Origin of the sequence: Rhizobium sp. Leaf371, from assembly GCF_001424045.1 — a bacterium.
Taxonomy (GTDB): domain Bacteria; phylum Pseudomonadota; class Alphaproteobacteria; order Rhizobiales; family Rhizobiaceae; genus Ferranicluibacter.
In genome coordinates this window covers 980967-1004583 of sequence record NZ_LMQB01000001.1, presented here as the reverse complement: position 1 = coordinate 1004583, position 23617 = coordinate 980967, and the positions used below count along the sequence as shown (strand labels likewise).

The following is a 23617-nucleotide window of genomic DNA, read 5'->3' as shown; positions in this document are numbered from 1 at the left end:
GGCGGCCTATAACCGACAGGGAAGGACATCTCCGATATGACGACTGCGAGCGACATCCTCAAGCAGATCAAGGAAAACGACGTCAAGTTCGTCGACCTTCGATTCACCGATCCCAAGGGCAAGCTTCAGCACGTGACGATGGATGTGTCCTGCGTCGATGAAGACATGTTCGTCGATGGCGTCATGTTCGACGGCTCGTCCATTGGCGGCTGGAAGGCCATCAATGAGTCCGACATGGTGCTGATGCCGGATACGGCCACGGTGCACATGGACCCGTTCTTCGCCCAGTCCACCATGGTCGTGGTCTGCGACATCCTCGATCCGATCTCGGGCGAGGCCTACAATCGCGACCCGCGCGGAACGGCGAAGAAGGCGGAAGCCTACCTGAAGTCATCCGGTATCGGCGACACCGTCTTCGTCGGCCCCGAGCCGGAGTTCTTCATTTTCGACGACGTCCGCTACAAGGCCGACCCTTACAATACCGGCTTCAAGCTCGATTCCTCAGAACTGCCGTCGAACGACGATACCGCCTACGACACCGGAAACCTTGGACACCGTCCGCGCGTCAAGGGCGGCTATTTCCCCGTCCCGCCGATCGACAGCTGCCAGGACATGCGCTCGGAAATGCTCACGGTCCTGTCGGAAATGGGCGTGACGGTCGAGAAGCAGCACCATGAAGTGGCGGCTGCGCAGCACGAACTCGGCGTGAAATTCGACACGCTGGTTCGCAGCGCCGACCAGATCCAGATCTACAAATACGTCGTGCATCAGGTGGCGAACGCCTACGGCAAGACGGCGACCTTCATGCCGAAGCCCATCTTCGGCGACAATGGCTCGGGCATGCATGTGCACCAGTCGATCTGGAAGGACGGCAAGCCGACCTTCGCCGGCGACGAATATGCCGGGCTTTCGGAAAACTGCCTGTTCTACATCGGCGGCATTATTCGCCACGCCAAGGCTATCAATGCCTTCACCAACCCGACGACCAACTCCTACAAGCGTCTGGTTCCGGGCTACGAGGCGCCGGTTCTGCTGGCCTATTCCGCCCGCAACCGCTCGGCCTCCTGCCGCATCCCCTTCGGCTCCGGCGCGAAGTCGAAGCGTGTCGAAGTCCGCTTCCCCGATCCGCTGGCAAATCCCTATCTGGCCTTCGCCTCCATGCTGATGGCCGGTCTCGATGGCATCCGCAACAAGATCCATCCCGGCAAGGCGATGGACAAGGATCTCTACGACCTGCCGGCCAAGGAGCTGAAGAAGATCCCGACGGTCTGCGGCTCGCTTCGCGAAGCGCTCGAAAATCTCGATCGCGACCGGAAATTCCTCACGGCCGGCGGCGTCTTCGACGACGACCAGATCGACGCCTATATCGAACTGAAGATGGCGGAAGTCATGCGCTACGATATGACCCCGCACCCGGTCGAATTCGACATGTATTATTCGGGTTGATCCACGTCAGACGAACGGAAAAGGCCGACGCCGCAAGCGTCGGCCTTTTCCGTTTCAGTGGTCGTTTCAGCCGCAACATTAGCTTTTCAGACGATGAGACTTTTTTAGGGTGTAATATTTTTGTGTTCACCCTTCGTCCCTTGATCTCGGAGCGTTTCCTCCCACATATTGAAAGAAAGGAATACGGTCATGATGAAACAGAGAGATGCAAAGTTCCAGATCGGACAAGTGGTTCGCCACCGGCTTTTCCCGTTCCGTGGCGTGATCTTCGACGTTGATGCGGAATACGCGAACACGGAAGAATGGTGGAACGCCATTCCGGCCGAGGTGCGGCCCGATCGCGATCAGCCATTCTATCACCTGCTGGCGGAAAACGACGAGAGCGAATATGTCGCCTACGTCTCGGAGCAGAACCTGATGTCGGACGAGACGGGCACCCCCGTTCGTCACTCGCAGGTCGAAACGTTCTTCGACCCCGAAACCATCGGCCAGTACAAGCCGAAGGCGGTTGTTACGCACTGATCGGGACAAACGTTCCCTGTCTAGAGACAGAAAAGCCCGGATCGCAGGATCCGGGCTTTTTGTTGGGAAATGATATGCTACTGATCAGTTCTGCTTGGCAGCCTTCTGGGCTTCCTCAAGCTTCTTTCGGGCATCTTCCGCCTTCTTCTGCATTTCTTCCTGCAGCAGGCGCTGGCGTTCCTGCAGCTTCGACTGCTCGATCGGCTCGCCGTCGAAGACGCCGGTGAAGCCTTCGAGCGACATCTTGATCGGGTTCGGCGCGCGCTGGAAGTTGATCGACGTGAACACGACCTCGCTGCCCTTCTTCAGGCTGGCGATGACGGCGTCGGTCAGCGGCGCTTCTGCCACGCACTTGTCGGGCATGCAGATGGCGTAGTCGAGCTTGATCGGCTTGCCACCGTCGATCTGCACCTGGACGCCGGGCGGCAGCAGGCGCGCGGACGGCACCGAGACCTGAAGGATCTTGCGGTTGACCTTGCCCTGCACGCTGATGAGGCCGGCAGCGGTGACCAGCTGGCCGTTATTGGCGGAGAGCAGGTTCTGCACTATGCAGACGTCGTTATCTTCCTGCTTGGTGCAGACTTTGAACCAGCCCTGCGGCGCACGCTGGCCGGCCTGCTGCGCGAAAGACGCCGACGGCATTGCGGCAGCTGCTACGGCGCCGGCGAAAGCCGAAATTGCGACTTTCCTGGTAAGGGTGGGCTTGAAGGTCATAACGATATCCGTCTCCTGAATTCATCGTTTCTGCGGCTCGGATGCAGCGCTCTCTCGACAAGACGCGCAACATCACGTTCACGACAGGATCGGTTGCGATCGTTCTGCGCTCGACCCTGAATGGTCTCGAGAACCACAGAAGCACACCCGCTCATCCCGATGTCGCTTGCTCGTCCACAATATCTGCGTGCTCGACATCCGCTTGCTCGACTGGGCGAGTGCTCGGCCGTCCGCTCCTCTGTTGGTCAATTGAGGCAATTGCATGACCCGTCCAGTGGCGGTTTCCTCTCCTAGCGCGTCACGCGTGCCTAATCCAGTCATGCCCGCCGAAAATTGCGTGCAGGCGCGTGAGATTTCGACCCGCGCTCCCCACACAACGGCCATTCTACCGGCGCAAGCTTCAAAAAAAGACCCGGCATGATAGGTTGGCGGGAATCGTTTCTGGATCCGCTCGCGTTCTTGCCGGGCCCGTCCGCATCGGAGAACCGCGTGCGCGCATTGTTTCTGGGCCTTGCCCTGTTCACCTCGCTGACGGCCGCTGGCCTTGCCAGCGCCGAACCCGTTCACGGCATCGCCATGCATGGGGCGCCCGCCCTGCCCGCCGGCTTCAAGAATTTTCCTTACGTCGATCCGCAGGTCAAAAAAGGCGGTCATATCTCCTATGGCGTGGTCGGGTCTTTCGACAATCTGAATCCGTTCATCCTGAAAAGCATGCGCACCACGGCGCGCGGCATGCTCGATCCGGAATATGGCAATCTCGTCTATGACTCCCTCATGACGCGCTCGCGCGACGAGGCCTTCTCGCTCTACGGCCTGCTCGCGGAAACGGTGGAGTGGGACGAGGACCGCACCTTCATCCAGTTCAATATCAATCCGAAGGCGCGCTGGTCCGACGGCCGGCCGGTGACGCCGGAGGATGTGATCTTCACCTTCGAGATCTTCCGCGACAAGGGCCGTGTGCCGTTCGCGTCGCGGCTCGACAAGGTCGCGAAAATGGAAAAAGTCGGAGACCGGAGCGTTCGCTTCACCTTCAACGAGAAGAGCGACCGCGAATTTCCGCTCCTCATCGCCATGACGCCGATCATGCCGAAGCACGCCACCCCGGTCGAGACCTTCGACCAGACGACGCTGACGTTCCCGATCGGGTCGGGGCCTTACAAGGTGGCCTCCGTGACGCCGGGCGAGCGGATCGTCTACGAGCGCGACCCCAACTATTGGGCGAAGGACCTGCCCTCCAAGATTGGCCAGGACAATTACGACCGCATCTCGGTCGAGTATTTCCTCCAGGACAATTCGCTGTTCGAAGCCTTCAAGAAGGGCGAGATCGACATCTACCCGGAAGGCAGCCCCAATCGCTGGGCGCGCAGTTACGATTTCCCGGCCGTGCGCTCCGGCGAGGTCATCAAGGACACGTTCTCGCCGAAGACGCCCTCCGGCATGCTCGGCTTCGTGTTCAACACCCGTCGCGCCATGTTCGACAATCCGAAGCTGCGGCAGGGTCTGGCTCTCGTCTTCGATTTCGAATGGGTCAACAAGAACCTCTATGACGGCGCCTACACGCGCACGCAGAGCTACTGGCAGAATTCCGGCCTCTCCTATCTCGGCCAGCCAGCCGACGATCGTGAGCTGAACCTGCTTGGCGATATCCGCAACCGCATCCTGCCCGGCGTGCTCGACGGAACCTACCGCCTCCCCGTCACCGACGCATCCGGACGCGACCGCAACGTCCTGCGCGAAGCCGTGACTCTGCTGCGCGAAGCCGGCTACACGATCCGCGACGGCCAGATGAAGAACGCCGACGGTCAGCAGCTCGCCTTCGAGATCATGACCCAGAACGAGGGACAGGAGAAGATGGCGCTGGCCTATCAGCGCTTCCTCGCTGCAGTCGGCATCCGCGCCGGCGTGCGCACGGTCGATGATTCGCAGTACCAGCAGCGCAGCCAGTCCTTCGACTACGACATCATCATCAAGTCGTTCCCCTCCTCCCTGTCGCCCGGCATCGAGCAGGTCGGTCGCTGGACCTCGCAATCCCGGAACCGGGAGGGCAGTGACAACTTTGCCGGCGTCGCCGACAAGGATGTCGACACGCTGGTCAACAATATCCTGCAGGCGCGCTCGCAGGAGGATTTCACCGCCGCCGTCCGCGCCCACGACAGAATGCTCGTTTCGAACTTCTACGCGGTACCGCTTTACCATGTGGCGTCACAATGGGTCGGCCGCCACAAGCGCATCGGACGGCCGAACACCGTGCCGCTCTATGGCTACGGCCTTCCGACCTGGTGGGACGTCGATGCGCAGACGGTGACGGCATCGCCGGCCTCCCAGACGCCTGCCGGCCAACCCCCTCAGCAAGGGAAGGAATGAAAATGGAACACGTCACTGTCGACGTCGTCTCGGACGTCGTCTGCCCCTGGTGCTATCTCGGCAAGGCGCGGCTGGACAAAGCGATCGCGGAGCTTGCAAGCGAAATGCTGGTCACCGTCAACTGGCGCCCTTATCAGCTCAATCCGGATCTGCCGCCGGAGGGCGTCGATCACAAGGCACATCTGGCTGCAAAGCTCGGCGGGAGCGAGGCCGTGGCCCGGGCGCATGAAAACCTGACGGCGCTCGGACGCGCCGATGGTGTCGCCTTCGACTTCGATGCCGTGACGATCTCCCCCAATACGCTCGACGCGCACAGGCTCGTCCGTTGGGCACAGGCCGAGGGTGCGGACATTCAAGCGAATGTCGTGTCGGGCCTGTTTCGGGCCTACTTCGAGGAAGGCTGCAATCTTGGCGACCGCGAAACGCTGATCGATATCGCCGAAGCGGGCGGTCTCGATCGCGCCGTCGTCACCGCGCTCTTCGCATCGAACGCGGATACGGCGGACGTCCAGACCGAAATCGAGGTGGCGCGCGACATGGGCGTGACCGGCGTCCCCTGCTTCATCATCGAGAGCAAATATGCCGTCATGGGCGCCCAGTCGGTGGAAGTCCTCACCGGCGCTCTGCGGGACATCTCCCAGATGAAGAATCAAACCAACATCAACTGACGCGGCTTTCGACAAAGGCGTGTCACGCGGTCCGACATAGACCGCATGACACGTATTCGTAGGCCCCATTATGCCTTGGCCCCTTTATGCCTTGGCGATGCCCGCAAGTTGCGTCATCAGCATGGCGGCGCCGGCAAGCCGCTTCTCGGGCGTCGGATAATCGCGCTGGAAGAAGATGCTCTGGTCCTGACGCACCTTGGCGAGCGTCCCCTGCTTGGCGATATAGCCGACGAGGCCTACCGGGTTCGGGAAATCGCGGTTGCGGAAGTGCACCACGACGCCCTTCGGCCCGGCATCCAGTTTCTCGACATTGGCCGTCCGGCAAAGCGATTTGACGTAGACGATCTTCAGGAGGTGCTGCACCTCGATCGGCAGCGGTCCGAAACGGTCGATCAGTTCCGCCCCGAACGCGTCGATATCGGCCAGTTCGGTGATCTCGCCGAGCCGGCGATAGAGCATCAGGCGAAGATGCAAATCCGGCACGTATTCGTCCGGAATCATCACCGGCGTCCCCACCGAGATCTGAGGCGACCAACCGCTGTCGGTCACCTCGTCGTCGCCCTTGAGCTCCGCGACGGCTTCTTCCAGCATCTGCTGGTAGAGCTCGAAGCCGACCTCCTTGATGTGACCGGATTGCTCGTCGCCGAGCAGATTGCCCGCACCGCGGATATCGAGGTCGTGGCTTGCCAGCTGGAAACCGGCGCCGAGCGTGTCGAGCGACTGCAGAACCTTCAGCCGCCGTTCGGCCGGACCCGTCAGCGTCTTGTTCACCGGCAGGGTGAACAGCGCGAAGGCGCGAACCTTCGATCGCCCGACCCGGCCGCGCAGCTGATAAAGCTGCGCCAGCCCGAACATGTCGGCCCGGTGCACGATCAGCGTATTCGCGCGGGGAACGTCGAGGCCGGATTCGACGATCGTGGTCGACAGAAGCACATCGTACCGTCCTTCGTAGAAGGCGTTCATGATGTCCTCGAGTTCGGTCGCCGGCATCTGACCGTGGGCGATGGCGACCTTCAGTTCCGGCACGTCGGACTGGAGGAAGGCCTGAACGTCGTCGAGATCGGCCAGCCGTGGGCAGACGTAGAAGCTCTGTCCGCCGCGGTAGTGCTCGCGCATCAGCGTTTCGCGGATCGTCAGGGCGTCGAACGGCGAGATGAACGTGCGCACGGCCATGCGATCGACGGGCGGCGTGGTGATGAGCGAGAGTTCCCGCACCCCGGTCAGGGCGAGCTGGAGCGTCCGCGGGATCGGCGTTGCAGACAGCGTCAGCACGTGGACGTCCGACTTCAACTCCTTCAGCCGTTCCTTGTGCTTCACGCCGAAATGCTGCTCCTCATCGATGATGAGGAGGCCGAGATTAGCGAAGTTGATGGCGCTTCCGAGCAGAGCGTGGGTTCCCACCACGATATCGGTCTTGCCGGCTGCGACCTCCTTCTTCGTCAGCGCCAGCTCCTTGGAGCCGACGAGGCGCGAGGCCTGCGCCAGGCGGATCGGCAGACCGCGGAAGCGCTCGGTGAAGGACTTGAAGTGCTGGCGGGCGAGAAGCGTGGTAGGCACGACGACCGCCACCTGTACGCCGTTCATCGCCGCGATGAAGGCGGCACGCAGCGCGACCTCGGTCTTCCCGAAGCCGACGTCGCCGCACACCAGCCGGTCCATGGGGCGACCGGCACCGAGATCGTCCCGGACGGCCTCGATCGAGGTCATCTGGTCCTCGGTCTCGTCATAGGGAAAGCGTGCCGCAAACTCGTCGTAGATGCCTTCGGGCGTCGTCAGCACGGGTGCGCGCCGTGTCAGCCGCTCGGCCGCGATGCGGATGAGCCCGCCGGCCATATCGAGAAGCCGCTTTTTCAGCTTGGCCTTGCGGGCCTGCCACGCCACGCCGCCCAGCTTGTCGAGGATGGCGTCGCTCCCCTCCGAACCGTAGCGGGAGAGAAGGTCGATATTCTCGACCGGAAGATAGAGCTTGGCGTCGTCGGCATAGACGAGTTCGAGGCACGCATGCGGCGCCCCGGCCGCCTCGATGGTTCGCAGGCCCACAAATCGTCCAATGCCGTGCTCGGCGTGGACGACGATCGAGCCTTCATCGAGCCCGGCCACTTCGGCGATGAAATCCGCGCCGCGCTTGCGGCGCTTGGAGCGGCGCACCATGCGGTCGCCGAGAATATCCTGCTCGCCGATGACGACGAGATCGCCGCTTTCGAAACCGCTTTCCAGGCTGAGGACGGCGGCCGCCGCCTCTCCGGATTTCAGCTTGCCGACCTCATTGAACGACGCGACCGGCTTGATGTTGCCGAGCCCATGCTCCGCAAGCACCTGCAGCAGGCGGTCGAGCGACCCGTCCGACCAGCCGGTCACCAGCACCTTGGCGCCCTTGGCGCGCTTGTCGGCGATATATTTCACGGCCTGGTCGAACACGTTGATGCGTTCGCCCTCCGGCGCACTTTCGTTCGCGTTCTTCGCCCAGCGCACGCCCAGGCGCGCATCGATGGTCACGACTTTGCGGCCCTCGCCTTCCGGCTCGGAGAAGGGCGACAGGCGAATGGCGTTGCCGCTCGTCAGGGCCGCGGAAAACTGATCGGTCGTCAGATAAAGCTGCTCCGGCGGCACCGGCTTGTAGGGCGTGCCCTGCGATGCCTGGTTCTTGCCCTGCGTCCCTGTATCGCGCCGCGCGTCGTAATAGTCGTGAACGAGCTTGGAGCGTTCGGCCGCAGCCTCGCGCACGACATGGTCGGTGACGATCCGGAAACCCGGGAGATAATCGAAGACGCTGTCGAGATGATCGTAGAACAGCGGCAGCCAATGCTCCATGCCGGCATAGCGCCGCCCTTCGGACACGGCCTGATACAGCGCATCGTCGCGTGTCGTCGCGCCGAACAGCGCGAGATAGCGCGTGCGGAAATGGCTGATCGTTTCCGGCGTCAGCGACACCTCGCTCATCGGATTGAGATCGAGCGACCGCGCCTGCCCCGTCGTGCGCTGGCTAGCGGGATCGAAGGACCGGATCGTCTCCAGCGTGTCGCCGAAGAAATCCAGCCGCACCGGCTCCGCGCTGCCGGGAACGAACACATCGAGAATGCCGCCGCGCACGGCATATTCGCCGACCTCGCGCACCGTTGCCACGCGCTCGAACCCGTTTCGCGACAGGAGCGCCGCCACATCGTCCATGCGAATGTTCGCGCCCGGCCGGGCGGAAAAGGCGAGCCCCTCGATCACGTCCTTCGGCGCCATCTTCTGCAGCGCGGCGTTGACGGTGACCAGCACGATGGCCGGATGCGGCTTTCGGGCATGCGCGATCAGTGCGCTCAGCGCAGACAGCCGCCGGGCAGAGACGTCGGCGCTCGGAGACACCCGGTCATAGGGAAGACAGTCCCAGCCCGGTAGGGTCAGAACGGGAATATCGGGCGCGGCAAAACCGAGCATCTGCTCGATATCGGCCAGGCGCTGCCCGTCGGACAAAATATAGGCGACCGGCCCTTCCGCGCGTGCGATCTCGGCCAACAGCAGCGGCTCGACGCCGGCCGGCACGGGTCCGATGGTGATCTCGCGCGCAACGCCTGCAATCTTCTTCTTGTCGAATCCGGCAATCATTCAGAAGATCCTGTGGCCGCCGGTCCCGTATGCGGTTCGAAATCCGGGCGGTAGGCGGAAATGCGGGCAAAGAGCGGCGTGCGGAAATGATCGGGCAGGTCACGCTCGCCCAGAATCCATTTTACCAGGTCGTTGTCTTCCTCGGACATGATGCGCTCCAGTTCGTCGAGATCGCTATCCGGCAGATCGGCAAGCTCATTGTCGGCGAACTGCCCGAAGACGAGATCCATCTCGCGCAGCCCGCGATGCCACGCGCGAAAGAGAATCTTGCGGCGGCGCAGATCGAGATCGGCACTGGTGCGGGTGATGCCTGTCATGGACTGTCCCTCTTGCGGCGGGTAACCGGTGCCGTGACCGTCGTTCGGGACGAGCGGAAATTGAGCCTTGCTGCCACGGTCCCGCCGCTCCTATAAACGCTGCACGCCGACTTGTCAGCCTTGCCAAAGTCCGTTTCGTCAAGTGAAGTTCCCCGATGCGCCCTGCCCTTCTCGACCCGCTTTTCGCCTCGCTCGATACGCTGCCCGGCGTTGGTCCCAAAGTCGGCGAATTCCTGGCCCGGCTTTTCAATCGGGAGAGCATCGAGGACTGCCGTGTGGTGGATCTGCTCTTTCACGCGCCGCACTCGATCGTGGACCGCCGTCACCAGCCCGGCGTGGCACATGCGCTGGCCGGCGCCATCGTCACCATCAAGGGCCGGGTCGATCGTCACCTGCCGCCGCCGCCCGGTCGCTCCTCAATGCCCTATCGCGTCATGCTGCAGGACGATACGGGTGAGCTGGCGCTGACTTTCTTCAAGGTCAAGGGCAACTGGCTGGAGAAGCAACTGCCGATCGACGATATCGTCATCGTCTCGGGCAAGGTCGACTGGTTCAACGGTCGGGCCTCCATGGTGCATCCGGACCTGATGGTGCGCGAGGAAGACGCAGACACCATGGCCCTCGTCGAGCCGGTCTACGGGCTGACGGCGGGGCTTTCGCCAAAAACCTTGCGGCGGACCGTCGAGGCAGCCCTCACCCGTCTGCCGCACTTTCCCGAATGGCTGGACGAGGCGCTCCTAGAAAAACAGGAACTTCTCACGGCGCGCGAGGCGTTCATCGCTCTTCACGAGCCGCGCGACGCGAGCGATATCGATCCACGCGCTCCCGCAAGGCGGCGCCTTGCCTATGACGAGTTCCTCGCCGGGCAATTATCGCTCTCGCTCGTTCGCCAGCGCCTTCGCGCGCTCCCGGGCACGCCGGTCAAGGCGACTGGCGCCCTCAGCGTCCCCGTCATCTCCGCGCTGCCCTTCTCCCTGACCGGAAGCCAGACGGCAGCCGTTGCCGACATCCTCGCCGATATGGCACGGGAGGAGCGCATGCTGCGGCTTCTCCAGGGCGATGTCGGCTCGGGCAAGACGGCGGTCGCGCTGATGGCGATGCTGGCGGCCGTCGAAGCCGGCGGACAGGCGGCGCTGATGGCCCCGACGGAAATTCTCGCCCGCCAGCATTTCACGACGCTCAGCCGACTTGCGGGCCCCGCAGGCGTGAGGATCGACGTGCTCACCGGCCGGACCAAGAGCCGCGAGCGCGATGCGGTGCTCGATCGGCTGGCCTCGGGCGAGACCGATATCGTGATCGGCACGCATGCCCTGTTCCAGGACACCGTCGCCTTTCATCGCCTGCTGCTCGCCGTCGTCGATGAACAGCACCGCTTCGGCGTCCACCAGCGCCTCCGGCTGACGGCCAAGGGCGTGTCGCCGCATATGCTGGTGATGACCGCTACGCCGATCCCGCGCACGCTGGTGCTTGCCGCCTTCGGCGATATGGACGTCTCCAAGCTCACCGAGAAGCCGGCGGGCCGCAAGCCGATCCAGACCGTCACGCTGCCGACGGAGCGGCTGGACGACGTCGTCGAACGCCTCCGCGCGGCCATCGAAGACGGCAAGAAGATCTACTGGATCTGCCCGCTGGTCGAAGAATCCGAGCTTTCGGATCTCATGTCCGCGGACGAGCGATTCAGGATCCTCGTCGCGCGCCTCGGACCCGTCGCCGGTCTCATCCATGGCCGCATGGCCGGTCCGGACAAGGATGCCGCCATGCTCGCCTTCAAGAACGGCGAGACGCGGCTGCTCGTCGCCACGACCGTGGTCGAGGTCGGCGTCGACGTTCCCGACGCGACGATCATGGTGATCGAGCATGCGGAGCGCTTCGGCCTGGCGCAGCTCCACCAGTTGCGCGGTCGCGTCGGGCGCGGCGACGAGGCATCGAGCTGCATTCTGCTTTACAAGGGGCCCCTCAGCCAGACGGCGCATTCGCGCCTGTCGATCCTGCGCGATACCGAGGATGGCTTCGTGATCGCCGAAGAGGATCTGAAGCTGCGCGGCGAAGGCGAGCTGCTCGGCACGCGGCAATCGGGCACGCCCGGCTTTCGTATTGCAAGCCTTGAAGCGCACTCGGATCTTCTGGAGATTGCGCGCAAGGACGCCGCCTATGTCATCGAGCGCGATCCCGACCTGACGACGCCGCGCGGCGAAGCCTTGCGCACGCTTTTGTACCTTCACCGCCGTGACGAGGCGATCCGGTTTCTGCGGGCCGGTTGAGGATCAGGATTCGATCACAGCGGGCACAGGCTCTGGGACCTTGCGTCCCTTGCGCGTCGTGGCGACAGGCCCGCCTTCGGGCGGGGTGACCAGGCCGACCGAGATGACGAGCTTGGCCGCATCCTCGGCGCTCATGTCGAGCGGAACGATTTTCTCGCGCTGGACGAAGACGAGGAAGCCGGCGGTCGGCACCGGCGTCGGCGGCATGAAACAGGCCACCATGTCGCGTCCCATCGCATCGAATTTCGAGGCGATCTCGCCTTTCGCATCGGTGGAGATGAAGACCAGCGACCAGAGCCCGGCGCTCGGATACTCGATCAGGGCCGCCTTGTTAAAGGGCGTGCCCTGCTCCTTCAGCACCGTCTCGAAAATCTGCTTCAGGCTTTTATAAAGACCGCGCACCAGCGGCGTGCGGTTCAGCACCTGCTCGCCGACATTGACGATCGATCGGCCGATGAGATTCTTGCCGAGAAATCCGATGATCGTGATCATGATCAGGGCAATCAGCAGGCCGAAACCGGGCACCGCGAAATTCAGATAACTGTCCGGATTGTAGCGCGCGGGAATATAGGGCTTCACCCAGCTGTCGGCCCAGCGCACGAAGCTCCAGGTCAGCCACAGGGTGATCGCGATCGGCGCGCAGATGACCAGCCCGGCGAGAAAGTTGTTTCGCAGCCGGGTGGCAAAAGAAATACGCGTCGGAGCTTCCGTCATGCTGATTCCATCGGCGCTGATGTGCAGCCATCAGAGATGATATGGCGTTGCGGCCGGGCGGACAATGGCAAAAGCCGCAGTGCAGCAGTTCATGCTGCAACTGCGCTCAGCCTCGGCTATTCGACCGTCACGGACTTTGCGAGATTGCGCGGCTGATCGACATCCGTGCCCATGAACACGGCGGTGTGGTAGGCCAGAAGCTGGATCGGCAGCGAGAAGATCATCGGCGCGATCAGCTCGTCGACGTTCGGCAGGACGATCGTGCTCATGGTTTCGAGCTTGGAGGCGCTCGCCCCCTGCTCGTCCGTGATGAAGATGATCCGACCGCCGCGTGCGGCGACCTCCTGCATGTTCGAGATGGTTTTCTCGAAGAACCTGTCATGCGGCGCGATGACGATCACCGGCATGTTTTCGTCGATCAGCGCGATCGGCCCATGCTTCAGTTCGCCGGCGGCATAGCCTTCCGCATGGATATAGGAGATTTCCTTGAGTTTCAGCGCGCCTTCCATGGCGAGGGGAAAGCTGGTGCCGCGGCCGAGATACAGCACATCCCGGCATTTGGAGAGGTCCCGCGCCAGACTCTCCATCTTCGGCTGGATGGCGTTGAGCACCTTCGCCATGATGCGCGGCATTTCGGCGAGGTGCCGCACGAGAACGCGTTCCTGCTCGACGGAAATCACACCCCGGGCGCGTCCCGCCCCGATGGCGAGCGCGGCGAGCACCGCCAGCTGGCAGGTGAAGGCCTTGGTGGAGGCGACCCCGATCTCCGGGCCGGCGAGGATCGGAAAGACAGCGTCCGACGAGCGTGCGATGGTCGATTCGCGGGCGTTGACGACCGCGCCGATCGTCAGGCCCAGATCCTTGCAGTAGCGCAGCGAGGCGAGCGTGTCCGCGGTTTCCCCGGACTGCGAGATGAACAATGCGGCTGCATCGGGCGACAGGGGAATGTCGCGATAGCGGAACTCGGAAGCGACATCGATTTCGACCGGCAGTCGCGCATAGCGTTCGAACCAGTATTTGCCGATGAGCCCGGCGAGATAGGCCGTGCCGCAGGCCGAGATGGCAAGGCTCGGGATGCGCGCGAAATCGATCGCCGAGGCAGCGGCGCTCACCCGGTTTTCAGTGAAATCGACATAGTGCCCGAGCGCGTGCGAAATGACCTCCGGCTGCTCGTAGATCTCCTTTTCCATGAAGTGCCGGTGATTGCCCTTGTCCACCATATAGGCGGCGGCGATCGACACTTGGCGCGGCCGCGCCACGCGGTTGCCGTCATGGTCGAGAATTTCGACGCCATCGGCGGTCAGCACCGCCCAGTCGCCGTCGTTGAGATAGGTGATCTCGTTGGTGAAGGGCGCGAGCGCGATCGCGTCCGAGCCGAGAAACATCTCGTCCCGGCCATAACCGACCGCCAGCGGCGGGCCGGAGCGGGCCGCGAGAATCGTGGCCGGCGTATCGGCGAACAGAACCGCCAGCGCGTAGGCGCCGGTGACGGAGCGCAGCATTGCCTGCATGGCCTCCTTCGCGTCCAGCCCGTGCCGTCGAAACTTGGCGAGCAGCTGCGCGACGACCTCGGTGTCCGTCTGCGTGGAGAAGGTCGCGCCGTCAGCGATCAGTGCGTCCTTGATCTCGGAAAAGTTCTCGATGATGCCGTTGTGCACGACGGCGACGCCATCGGTGAAATGCGGATGGGCGTTGTTCTCCGTCGGCGCGCCATGCGTCGCCCAGCGGGTGTGCCCAATGCCGATCATGCCGGGAAGCGGATCGCCGGCGAGCTTCGTTTCCAGGTTGAACAGCTTGCCCTCGGCCCGCCGCCGCTCGAGCTGGCCGTCATGGATCGTGGCGACGCCGGCCGAATCATAGCCGCGATATTCGAGCCGCTTGAGGGCACCGACCAGCCTCTCCGATACGGGCCGTGCTCCGACGATGCCGACGATGCCGCACATGAACTTCTCCGATATTGTTAGCCGCAGACCTCAAGGACCAAGGTGACTACCGTTTTTCTCGCGCGGAGCAACCGGCCCACCGTCACTTTCGGTATCAGCCGGTAACGCCGCCTCCAATCTGCCGCGTGTGTCAGCCCTTGGGGCTTTTCGCGGCCTTTTCTGCCAGATACCGCTCCCGCAGCAGCTTCGCGCGGCCCGGCTTGATCGTCTGCCGTGCCCGACCGAAGGCCGCAGCGTCGTCCGGCACGTCGTCGGTGATGACACTGCCGGACGCGACCAGAGCGCCATCGCCGATCGTAACGGGCGCCACCAGCGAGGAATTCGAACCGATGAACGCCTTGGCGCCGATGCGGGTGATGTGCTTGTTCACGCCATCATAATTGCAGGTGACGGTACCGGCGCCGATATTGGTGTCGGCGCCGACGAAAGCATCGCCGATATAGGTCAGATGGTTCACCTTGGCGCCCGCGCCGATCTCCGCCTTCTTGATCTCGCAGAAATTGCCGACCTTGGCGTGTTCTCCGAGATGCGCGCCCGGCCGAAGCCGTGCATAGGGACCGACGGTCGCGCCCGCAGAAACATGCGCGCCTTCGAGATGCGAGAAGGCATGAATGACGGCGTCGCGTTCCACGGTCACGCCCGGTCCGAAGACGACGTTGGGCTCGACGAGCACATCCTGCGCGAGCTGCGTATCATGGGACAGAAAGACGGTTTCGGGCGCGATCATCGAGACGCCGGAGATCATCAGCGCATGACGCCGGCGCGCCTGCCAGGCCGCTTCGATAACGGCCAGTTCCGCGCGAGTGTTGCACCCCATCAGTTCGGTCTCGGGCGCTTCGATCGCGATCGTCCGGGCGCCGGCCGCACGTGCCACTTCCACCGCGTCCGTCAGGTAGTATTCGCCCTTGGCATTGGCGTTGCCGATCGCGTCGAGAAAGTCGAGCGCCCGCCGGCCGTTCATCGCCATCAGCCCGCCATTGCAGTAGGTGATGGCCCGCTCGGCCTCGGAGGCGTCCTTCTCCTCGCGGATCGCAAGCAAGGCGTCGTTCTCGATGATCAGCCGGCCATAGCCGGTCGGCCGGTCCGTGTGAAAGCCGATGACGACCACATCGTCGCCGGCCGCCAGCCGCTCGCGCGCTGCCTTGAGAGGGCCGGCCGTGATCAGCGGCGTATCGCCGAAGACGACGAGGACGTCGTCATAGCCCTTGGCGATCGCCGCGCGCGCCGCGAGCACGGCATGCCCCGTCCCGAGGCGCTGTGTCTGCAGATGGGTGCTGACGGGCAGATCCGCCCGTTGTGCGGCGGCGACGACCGCATCGGCATCGCGCCCCACGACCAGGGCGGCGGCCTCGATCCCGGCATCGGCGAGCGCCTCCATCACATGCGCGATCATCGCACGGCCGGCGACGGGATGAAGCACCTTGGAGATGGAGGACTTCATCCGTGTGCTCTCGCCGGCAGCGAGAACGACGGCCAAACAGGAGCGGGCTTCGGCGGTGCGGGTGTTGCTCATCGGTGTCTCCACTCTCGTCCGGCCGGGGCGCCGGGCCTATCGTCTGCCTCATAGAACAAAAGGGCCGGTTTTGCGAAGCGGATTTGCGCGCGTCGATCTTTGCCGCTCCTGTTGAAGGCTTCGGCGGATCGTCCCAATGATTGCCCGTTAACGCGATGAAAAGATCGCGATGCGATAAGCAGGACAGTTCGACAACTCAGCCGCGTTGAGGCGATCCATGGCATCCGTCGCGAAGGACATGCGCGCAGCGCCGGAGCGCCGTCGGTTTCGGCTGAAGCGATCGGCGCCGGTTCTGGCGCTTGCCGCGGCCCTCCTCGTGCTGCCCCTTGCGCTCCTCACCACCATCCCCCAGCTCATCGGTCCGATGATGTGGGATCTCTACATCTATCTCGACGTGACCAACCGGATCGCCAGCGGCCAGATCCCCTCCGTCGATTTCTTCGCGCCGGTCGGTGCCCTTGGCTATTACCTCTTTGCGGGGCTGAACCGGCTCTTCCCCGAGGGGCACCCCTTGCTCGTGTCCGCCTGGTCGCTCCTCGTGGTCACCGCGCCGCTGATGGCGGTGATCCTGACGGATGTGCAGCGCGGCTCGACCGCGCTCGCCTTTGCCCTCATCGCCCCGTTTCTCCTCTATTCCCTCCTGCCCTTCAACATCGGCAGCTTCTACCCCTATCCCGGTGCCGAGGGCTTCGGCATCTACAATCGCCAGGTTTGCCAGATCCTCTATGTGCTGTCGGCAGCCCTGGTCTTCGTCAAGGACGGCCGAAAGCTCTGCGGCATCGTGGCGGTCTCCATGCTCGCACTGTTCTTCACCAAGATCACCGGCATCGTCACTGGCGCGATCCTGTGCACGATGGCGGTCCTGGCCGGGCGGCTCAGCCTGAGGCTTGCGGCGATCGCGGCCGGCATCTTCGTCGGGGTGCTCGTCGTGCTTGAACTCTCGACCGGCATCGTCTCCGCCTATCTCGCCGATATCCTCGCCCTCCTCGACCTCAACGATGAAACACTTCTGCCGCGCCTGCTCCGGGCCGGCTCGATGAATATCGGCGTCTCGCTCGCCACGGCCGGGCTGTGCCTGGCGCTTCTCATCACCAATCTCTCCCTTGTCAGCCAGACGCTGCGCCGGGCATCCTCGCATCCCTCGGTCGAGTCGATCTCCGCACTTTTTGATCTGCCGTTCGTCTGGATTTCCGCATTCCTCCTTGCGGGCCTGTTCTTCGAAAGCCAGAACACCGGCAGCCAGCCGCTGATCTTCCTCTTTCCGCTTCTTCTCGCCGTCGCCGTCGATCAATTCCGCCGCCATGGGCCGACGGCGCGCTCCGGCGTCGTCGCCGTGCTGGCGCTCGCGGTGGTCCTTCCTCCGGCCCTTCTCGTCGTGCAGAAGGCCAGCCGCGCCGCGGTCGGCATGCTGGGCACGGTGCGCCTCGACCACCAGAACCTGCGAACGCTCGGCGCTTTTAAGATCCGACCGGAGTTTGCGGCCCGGGCCCGGCTGATGGAGACGATGTTCGTTGAAAACCGGAAGGCCTTCGATCAGCTTGCCGCCGCCGGAGAGCCGTTTTCCGTCCTGCTGTTCAGCGATTTCGACTTCCAGTGGGCCTGGCTCGAAAATGCCGATCGCGCCATCTCGGCCGTCCTCGCCCTGGAGGCTCGAAAGGGCATCCGATTCGAAACGGTCATGTCCATCGACTTCGTCAATCCGTTCCCGTGGCTGATGGGCCGGCAGGCACCGCGTTCCATTGCGGTCGGTGCCGATCCGACACGGGCCGTCCCGCCCCCGGGCGCGGCGGAGGAGGAGGCGATCCGCACGGTCGATCTCGCTCTGATGCCGACCTGCCCGGCAACGCCAACGCAGACGAGGCTGCTCGAACTCTACGCGCCGGCCCTTCTTCCCACGCACAGCCGAATGACGCTGACGCCCTGCTATGAGGCCTTCATCCGCAATGGACTGGTTACAACCGGGGCACGCGCGCCGGACTGACCGGAGGCGTCGTTCGACGGCCTTTGCAATTTCTCCTGAAATTGATTCCGATTTCGAAATTTATGCAGTAAGGAACGACACGGTTTGCCACGGGGCGAACGCGTGGTTTTTTCGGTTGAGGTGCGCAGTCTAATGTTGGAAATGCTGAGGAGAGGCGCCCAGACATGGGTCGTCAAGGGCCTGTTGATCGTTCTCGTCGCATCGTTCGCCGTCTGGGGCGTCTCGTCCTCGATCGCGCCGAGTTCCGCCACGGCGGTCGTGACGGTCGGCGACGTCAAGGTTTCCCCCGCAGACTTCCGGCTTGCCTATGAGCGGCAACTGGCCCAGCTCTCGCGCCAGTTCGGCACCCGCCTGTCGCGCGACCAGGCCCGCGCCTTCGGCGTCGAGGCGCAGGTCTATTCGCAGCTCGTGGCCGGCGCGACGCTCGACCAGCTGTCGAGCGATATGAACCTCGGCCTGTCGCAGGATCGGCTGGCGACGCTGATCAGCCAGGACCCCGCCTTCCGCGCTGTTAACGGACAGTTCGATCGCACCATCTTCTCCAGCGTGCTGCGCAATGCCGGCCTGCGCGAAGTCGATTACATCACGAACCGCAGCCAGGTTGCGGTGCGCTCGCAGATCGTCGAGGCGCTGTCGGATGGCTTCAAGGCGCCCGCCGTTCTCACCGACGCGCTGAAGACATACCAGAACGAAACGCGCTCGGTCGATTACCTGCTGCTTTCCAATGCCAATGTCGATCCGATCAAGGCGCCTGCCGACGATGTCCTGGCGCCCTGGTTCGAGGAGCACAAGGCCGAATACCGCGCCCCCGAATTCCGCAAGATCTCCTATGTGAAGCTCGAGCCGACCGACATCGCCAACCCGGCGGGCGTCACCGACGACGAGTTGCGCGCCGACTACGAGAAGCGCAAGGCGAGCTTCAGCACGCCGGAAACGCGCACGGTCGAGCAGTTGACCTTCACGACCCGCGCCGATGCCGATGCCGCCGCCGTGAAGCTTGCTGCCGGCACGACGTTCGATGCGCTGGTGGCCGAGCAGGGCAAGACCTCCAGCGATGTTCTCTTGGGCGATTTCACGCGCGAGCGCGTGCCGGACGCAAAGCTCGGCGACGCCGCCTTTGCCGTGGCTACGGATGGCGGGACCACACCTGTGGTCGATGGCGCTTTCGGCCCGGTCGTTCTGCGGGTGACCAATATCCGCCCCGCCGTCACCCGGCCGTTTGACGAGGTCAAGGAAGAGCTCCGCCAGGAGGTCGCCCTTGCCAATGCGAGCAACGAGATCACCGCGATCCACGACAAGTTCGAGGATGCGCGCATCTCCGGCGCGACGCTTCAGGATGCAGCGACCGAAAGCAATCTCAAGGCCGTCACCATTCCCGCAGTCGACGCCCGCGGCAACGACGCGCAGGGCGACAAGATCGCCGATCTGCCGCAGCCGCAGGAACTGTTGACCGAGGTCTTCAAGACCGATCCCGGCAGCGACACCCTGCCGATCAACCTCGGCCGAGACGGCTATGTCTGGTTCGAGGTCGAGGATGTGATGCCCGCTCGCGACCGGACGCTGGACGAATCGCGCGAGAAGGTCGTTGCCGACTGGACGGCCGAGCAGCAGCGGGCCGAACTGGCAAAGCGCGCCGCCGAACTGAAGGCGCGTGTCGAAAAGGGCGAGACCCTGCAGACCATCGCGACCGAACTCGGTATCGCCGTGGAGACGAAGACGGGCCTGCGGCGCACCGCTCAGGACGCCGCCCTTTCGCCTGCCGCCGTCACCGCAGCATTCAGCGGCCCGAACGGCCTTGTGGCGAACGCAGCCGGCACGGATGGCGAAGGTCAGATCCTGCTGAAGGTCACGGCCGTCGACAACGCCGCCGGCGATGCTCTCGATCAGGACAACCGTCAGGTCGATGCGATCGCCCAGGCAAGCGGGGACGATATCCTCGACCAGATGGTGAGCGAGCTTCAGACCCGTTACGGCGTTTCGATCAACCAGCAGCTGGCCGAAGCGGCGCTGGCGCAACGATAGGCGGACGGAGCGTATGGCGGACCTCAAACCCTTCATCGCCAAAGCGGCGCTCGGTCAATCGCTTGACCGGGACGACGCACGGGCCGCCTTCGAGATCATCATGTCCGGCGCGGCGACACCCTCGCAGATCGGCGGATTTCTGATGGCACTTCGGGTGCGCGGCGAGACGGTCGATGAGATCGTCGGTGCGGTCGGCGCCATGCGCGCCCGCATGCTGACGGTGGACGCCCCTGCCGATGCGATCGATATCGTCGGCACGGGTGGAGACGGCGCGGGAACCTACAACATCTCGACGCTCGCCTCGCTGATCGTCGCCGGTGCAGGCGTTCCCGTCGCCAAGCATGGCAACCGCGCGCTGAGCTCGAAGTCGGGAACGGCGGATGCGCTCTCCTGCCTCGGTGTCAAGCTCGATATCGGTCCGGACGCCATCGCCCGCTGCATCCGCGACGCCGGTGTCGGCTTCATGTTCGCCCAGCAGCACCATTCGGCCATGCGCCATGTCGGGCCCACCCGGGTCGAACTCGGCACCCGCACGATCTTCAACCTGCTCGGCCCGCTGTCCAATCCGGCCGGCGTCGGCCGCCAGCTCGTCGGCGTGTTCTCGCCCCACTGGGTGGTGCCTGTGGCCGAAGTGCTGCGCGATCTCGGCTCCGTCAGCGTCTGGGTCGTCCACGGCGAGGGCCTCGATGAAATCACCACGACCGGCACGACACATGTTGCCGCGATCGAGAACGGGAAGATCCGCACCTTCGACCTCACTCCCGCCGATTTCGGCCTCCCGACAGTCGACCTCTCCGTCCTCAAGGGCGGCGACGGCGCGCACAATGCGAAGGCGCTGGCCGGAGTCCTCACCGGCGACGTCACGCCCTATCGCGATATCTCGCTCGCCAATGCCGCCGCCGCCCTGGTCATCTCCGGTCGGGCCGGCGCCTTGACCGAGGGAATGTCGATGGCGCGCGAAGCGCTCGAAACAGGTGCGGCCCATGCTGCGCTCGAAGCGCTGGTGCGCGTATCCAATGCTGCGGAGGCCTGACATGAGCGACATCCTTCACCGCATCGAACTCTACAAGCGCGAGGAAATCGCCGCCGCGAAAGCGCGTGTCTCGCTTGACGACCTCAAGTCCATGAGCCTCGGCCAGGATGCCCCGCGCGGCTTCCTGAGAGCGTTGGAGGCAAAGCGGTCGGACGGCCGTTTCGGGCTCATCGCCGAGATCAAGAAGGCAAGCCCCAGCAAGGGCCTCATCCGCCCGGACTTCGATCCGCCGGCGCTTGCGAAAGCGTATGAGGCGGGCGGCGCGGCGTGTCTGTCGGTTCTGACGGATGGACCGAGCTTTCAGGGCGCGCCGGAATTTCTGACCGCCGCTCGCGCGGCCTGCAATCTGCCGGCACTGCGCAAGGATTTCATGTTCGAGACCTATCAGGTCCATGAAGCGCGCGCCTGGGGCGCCGACTGCATTCTCCTGATCATGGCGTCGCTCACGGACGACGATGCGCGCCGGCTGGAGGACTGCGCATTCGAGCTCGGCATGGACGTGCTGATCGAGGTCCATGACGAGCCGGAGACGGAGCGGGCCCTGCGGCTTTCCTCGCCTCTCATCGGCATCAACAATCGCAATCTGAAAACGTTCGAGGTGGACCTCGCCGTGTCTGAACGGCTCGTGCCGATGGTGCCGCGCGACCGGCATCTCGTCGGCGAAAGTGGCATCTTCACCCCGGCCGATTGCGCGCGCCTGAAGGTTGCCGGCATCGGCACGTTTCTGGTCGGCGAGAGCCTGATGCGGCAGGATGACGTGACCGCCGCCACCCGCCTCCTGCTCTCCGACGCCGCACGGCAGGCGGCCGAATGATGTCTGAAACGCCGCTCACCCATCTCGGCGAGACCGGCGAAGCCAGCATGGTGGACGTCGGCGACAAGAGCGAGACCGTCCGTATCGCCGTTGCCGAGGGCTATGTCCGCATGCAGCCGGAAACGCTGCGCACAATTCTGGCGGGCGACGCCAAGAAGGGCGACGTCATCGGGACCGCGCGCCTCGCCGGCATCATGGCGGCAAAGCAGACGGCAAATCTCATTCCGCTTTGCCATCCGCTCATGCTCAGCAAGGTCTCCGTCGATATCCGGCCCGACGAGGCCCTGCCCGGCCTGCGCATCGAGACGCTGGCCAAGCTCACCGGGCGCACAGGCGTCGAGATGGAAGCGTTGACGGCGGCAAGTGTCGCCTGCCTGACGATCTACGATATGGCGAAGGCCGTCGACCGCGACATGGAAATCGGCGGCATCCGTCTTTTGAAGAAGTCCGGTGGGCGCTCCGGCGACTATGCGCGCGGACGCGACGGGGCGGAAACAGCATGAGCCTGCTTCCGGTCGAGACCGCGCTGGAACGTCTCCTATCGGCGGCCCGCCCGGTGACGGAGACCGAAACCGTTGCGATGGGTGACGCGCAGGGCCGTGTGCTCGCGCGCGACGTCGCCGCCCGCATCACCCATCCTCCGTTCGACTCCTCCGCCATGGATGGCTACGCGCTGCGCAGCGACGATATTTCAAAGGTCGGCTCTATCGTGACCGTCATCGGCGAGTCCGCTGCGGGCAACCGCTTTACGGGCACGGTTCTCTCGGGCCAGGCCGTGCGCATCTTCACCGGCGCACCGGTGCCGGACGGCGCGGATACCGTGCTGATCCAGGAGGATGCGGAACGGCTGGACGGCAACCGTATCCGGACCGGCTTCGTCCCCGCCAAAGGTCGCCATATCCGCCCGAAAGGACAGGATTTCAGGCAGGGCGACGTCGTGCTGCACGCGGGCGAAAGGCTGGACGCCGGTCGTCTGACCGTGGCGGCTGGCATGAACTATGACAGTCTTGAGGTCTACCGGCGCGTGCGCGTCGCCATTCTGGCGACCGGAGACGAACTGCTGCCACCCGGAAGCAGCACAATCGGTCCCGATCAGATCATTGCCTCCAACACGCTCGGTATTGCCGCCATCGCGCGGGAAAACGGCGCGGAGATCATCGATCTTGGCATCGCGCCGGACCGGCGGTCGAGCATCGAGGAACGCCTGACGGCTGCGCAGACGGCGGGCGCCAACATCCTCGTCACGCTCGGCGGCGCCTCCGTCGGCGATCATGATCTGGTGCAATCGACACTGGTCGGCGCGGGCATGGAGCTCGATTTCTGGCGCATCGCCATGCGTCCCGGCAAGCCGCTGATGGTCGGCCGCCTCGGCGACATGCAGGTGCTTGGCCTGCCCGGCAACCCGGTCTCGAGCCTCGTCTGCGGATTGCTCTTCCTGGAGCCGCTGGTCCTCGCCCTCGGTCATCTGCAGAGACGCGATCGTCTCGCATCCGCGATCACGGCCGGAGCGCTTCCCGCCAACGACAAGCGTCAGGACTACATCCGCGCGAAACTCGATCGCCTGCCCGACGGGCGCCTGTCGGCAACGGCATTCGAGCGACAGGACTCCTCGATGATGCAGACCTTCGCGCAGTCGGATGCCCTGATCGTCAGGGCGCCGGCAGCCCCGGAAGCCGAGGCGGGATCGCCCTGCACGATCCTCCTGCTCCGCTAG

The 23617-nt window shown here is 64.1% G+C and carries 17 protein-coding genes; 11 read left to right on the top strand and 6 right to left on the bottom strand.

The window, feature by feature from the left end; all coding sequences use genetic code 11:
* Positions 1-36 precede the first annotated feature (36 nt).
* A complete protein-coding gene (glnA, locus tag ASG39_RS04440) occupies positions 37-1446 on the top strand; it encodes a type I glutamate--ammonia ligase (protein WP_062593134.1) in 1410 nt (469 codons plus the stop codon).
* A gap of 192 nt (positions 1447-1638) precedes the next feature.
* Positions 1639-1968 carry a heat shock protein HspQ gene (gene hspQ, locus ASG39_RS04435; RefSeq protein ID WP_062474500.1) on the top strand — a complete coding sequence of 110 codons (330 nt, stop codon included), beginning with the start codon at positions 1639-1641 and terminating at the stop codon, positions 1966-1968.
* 84 nt (positions 1969-2052) lie between these two features.
* On the opposite strand, the gene ASG39_RS04430 is transcribed toward hspQ, so the two are convergent.
* Positions 2053-2682 (bottom strand): invasion associated locus B family protein, encoded by a 630-nt coding sequence (locus tag ASG39_RS04430; protein ID WP_062593132.1) that lies wholly within the window; start codon positions 2680-2682, stop codon positions 2053-2055.
* A gap of 489 nt (positions 2683-3171) precedes the next feature.
* Here ASG39_RS04430 and ASG39_RS04425 point away from each other — a divergent pair, with 489 nt between their 5' ends.
* Together ASG39_RS04425 and ASG39_RS04420 are read left to right on the top strand one after the other, a co-directional pair.
* Positions 3172-5046 carry an extracellular solute-binding protein gene (locus tag ASG39_RS04425; protein WP_062593458.1) on the top strand — a complete coding sequence of 625 codons (1875 nt, stop codon included), beginning with the start codon at positions 3172-3174 and terminating at the stop codon, positions 5044-5046.
* Positions 5047-5048: 2 nt separating this feature from the next.
* A complete protein-coding gene (locus tag ASG39_RS04420; protein ID WP_062593130.1) occupies positions 5049-5714 on the top strand; it encodes a DsbA family oxidoreductase in 666 nt (221 codons plus the stop codon).
* A gap of 84 nt (positions 5715-5798) precedes the next feature.
* On the opposite strand, the gene mfd is transcribed toward ASG39_RS04420, so the two are convergent.
* Complete coding sequence (gene mfd, locus ASG39_RS04415) at positions 5799-9305, bottom strand: transcription-repair coupling factor (RefSeq protein WP_062593128.1); 3507 nt, start codon at positions 9303-9305, stop codon at positions 5799-5801.
* Entirely contained in the window at positions 9302-9622 is a 321-nt protein-coding gene (locus ASG39_RS04410; protein ID WP_062593126.1) for a succinate dehydrogenase assembly factor 2, read from the bottom strand. Before ASG39_RS04410 ends, mfd begins: the two co-directional genes overlap by 4 nt.
* Positions 9623-9777: 155 nt before the next feature.
* Here ASG39_RS04410 and recG point away from each other — a divergent pair, with 155 nt between their 5' ends.
* A complete protein-coding gene (gene recG / locus ASG39_RS04405) occupies positions 9778-11883 on the top strand; it encodes an ATP-dependent DNA helicase RecG (protein ID WP_062593124.1) in 2106 nt (701 codons plus the stop codon).
* Between the two features lie 3 nt (positions 11884-11886).
* Here recG and ASG39_RS04400 read toward each other — a convergent pair whose 3' ends face one another.
* The 3 genes from ASG39_RS04400 to glmU all read right to left on the bottom strand — a co-directional run bounded on the left by ASG39_RS04400 (position 11887) and on the right by glmU (position 16053).
* The gene (locus ASG39_RS04400) at positions 11887-12597 is read right to left on the bottom strand and encodes a DUF502 domain-containing protein (protein WP_062593121.1); all 711 of its coding nucleotides are present in this window, start codon (positions 12595-12597) and stop codon (positions 11887-11889) included.
* 116 nt (positions 12598-12713) lie between these two features.
* A complete protein-coding gene (gene glmS, locus ASG39_RS04395; RefSeq protein ID WP_062593119.1) occupies positions 12714-14540 on the bottom strand; it encodes a glutamine--fructose-6-phosphate transaminase (isomerizing) in 1827 nt (608 codons plus the stop codon).
* A gap of 130 nt (positions 14541-14670) precedes the next feature.
* The gene (glmU, locus tag ASG39_RS04390; RefSeq protein WP_062593117.1) at positions 14671-16053 is read right to left on the bottom strand and encodes a bifunctional UDP-N-acetylglucosamine diphosphorylase/glucosamine-1-phosphate N-acetyltransferase GlmU; all 1383 of its coding nucleotides are present in this window, start codon (positions 16051-16053) and stop codon (positions 14671-14673) included.
* 217 nt (positions 16054-16270) lie between these two features.
* Here glmU and ASG39_RS04385 point away from each other — a divergent pair, with 217 nt between their 5' ends.
* The 6 genes from ASG39_RS04385 (at position 16271) to glp (ending at position 23617) form a co-directional block, all read left to right on the top strand.
* Entirely contained in the window at positions 16271-18034 is a 1764-nt protein-coding gene (locus tag ASG39_RS04385; protein WP_062593115.1) for a hypothetical protein, read from the top strand.
* Between the two features lie 132 nt (positions 18035-18166).
* Positions 18167-20056 carry a peptidylprolyl isomerase gene (locus ASG39_RS04380; protein WP_062593113.1) on the top strand — a complete coding sequence of 630 codons (1890 nt, stop codon included), beginning with the start codon at positions 18167-18169 and terminating at the stop codon, positions 20054-20056.
* A 13-nt stretch (positions 20057-20069) separates the two neighbouring features.
* Positions 20070-21089, top strand: a complete 1020-nt coding sequence (gene trpD, locus ASG39_RS04375) for an anthranilate phosphoribosyltransferase (protein ID WP_062593111.1) — start codon at positions 20070-20072, stop codon at positions 21087-21089.
* Between the two features lies 1 nt (position 21090).
* Positions 21091-21903, top strand: a complete 813-nt coding sequence (gene trpC, locus ASG39_RS04370; RefSeq protein WP_062593109.1) for an indole-3-glycerol phosphate synthase TrpC — start codon at positions 21091-21093, stop codon at positions 21901-21903.
* Positions 21903-22406, top strand: a complete 504-nt coding sequence (gene moaC, locus ASG39_RS04365) for a cyclic pyranopterin monophosphate synthase MoaC (RefSeq protein WP_062593456.1) — start codon at positions 21903-21905, stop codon at positions 22404-22406. Before trpC ends, moaC begins: the two co-directional genes overlap by 1 nt.
* Positions 22403-23617 (top strand): gephyrin-like molybdotransferase Glp, encoded by a 1215-nt coding sequence (glp, locus tag ASG39_RS04360; RefSeq protein WP_062593107.1) that lies wholly within the window; start codon positions 22403-22405, stop codon positions 23615-23617. Before moaC ends, glp begins: the two co-directional genes overlap by 4 nt.

What these genes read in the sequence shown, in the direction of transcription:
- ASG39_RS04420 (WP_062593130.1), top strand. Translation starts at nt 5,049, where the DNA reads ATGGAACACGTCACTGTCGACGTCGTCTCGGACGTCGTCTGCCCCTGG.
- ASG39_RS04380 (WP_062593113.1), top strand. Translation starts at nt 18,167, where the DNA reads ATGTTGGAAATGCTGAGGAGAGGCGCCCAGACATGGGTCGTCAAGGGC.
- trpC (WP_062593109.1), top strand. Translation starts at nt 21,091, where the DNA reads ATGAGCGACATCCTTCACCGCATCGAACTCTACAAGCGCGAGGAAATC.
- glmU (WP_062593117.1), bottom strand. Translation starts at nt 16,053, where the DNA reads ATGAGCAACACCCGCACCGCCGAAGCCCGCTCCTGTTTGGCCGTCGTT.
- ASG39_RS04430 (WP_062593132.1), bottom strand. Translation starts at nt 2,682, where the DNA reads ATGACCTTCAAGCCCACCCTTACCAGGAAAGTCGCAATTTCGGCTTTC.
- ASG39_RS04410 (WP_062593126.1), bottom strand. Translation starts at nt 9,622, where the DNA reads ATGACAGGCATCACCCGCACCAGTGCCGATCTCGATCTGCGCCGCCGC.
- glnA (WP_062593134.1), top strand. Translation starts at nt 37, where the DNA reads ATGACGACTGCGAGCGACATCCTCAAGCAGATCAAGGAAAACGACGTC.
- trpD (WP_062593111.1), top strand. Translation starts at nt 20,070, where the DNA reads ATGGCGGACCTCAAACCCTTCATCGCCAAAGCGGCGCTCGGTCAATCG.
- hspQ (WP_062474500.1), top strand. Translation starts at nt 1,639, where the DNA reads ATGAAACAGAGAGATGCAAAGTTCCAGATCGGACAAGTGGTTCGCCAC.
- mfd (WP_062593128.1), bottom strand. Translation starts at nt 9,305, where the DNA reads ATGATTGCCGGATTCGACAAGAAGAAGATTGCAGGCGTTGCGCGCGAG.
- recG (WP_062593124.1), top strand. Translation starts at nt 9,778, where the DNA reads ATGCGCCCTGCCCTTCTCGACCCGCTTTTCGCCTCGCTCGATACGCTG.
- glmS (WP_062593119.1), bottom strand. Translation starts at nt 14,540, where the DNA reads ATGTGCGGCATCGTCGGCATCGTCGGAGCACGGCCCGTATCGGAGAGG.
- ASG39_RS04385 (WP_062593115.1), top strand. Translation starts at nt 16,271, where the DNA reads ATGGCATCCGTCGCGAAGGACATGCGCGCAGCGCCGGAGCGCCGTCGG.
- glp (WP_062593107.1), top strand. Translation starts at nt 22,403, where the DNA reads ATGAGCCTGCTTCCGGTCGAGACCGCGCTGGAACGTCTCCTATCGGCG.
- moaC (WP_062593456.1), top strand. Translation starts at nt 21,903, where the DNA reads ATGTCTGAAACGCCGCTCACCCATCTCGGCGAGACCGGCGAAGCCAGC.
- ASG39_RS04400 (WP_062593121.1), bottom strand. Translation starts at nt 12,597, where the DNA reads ATGACGGAAGCTCCGACGCGTATTTCTTTTGCCACCCGGCTGCGAAAC.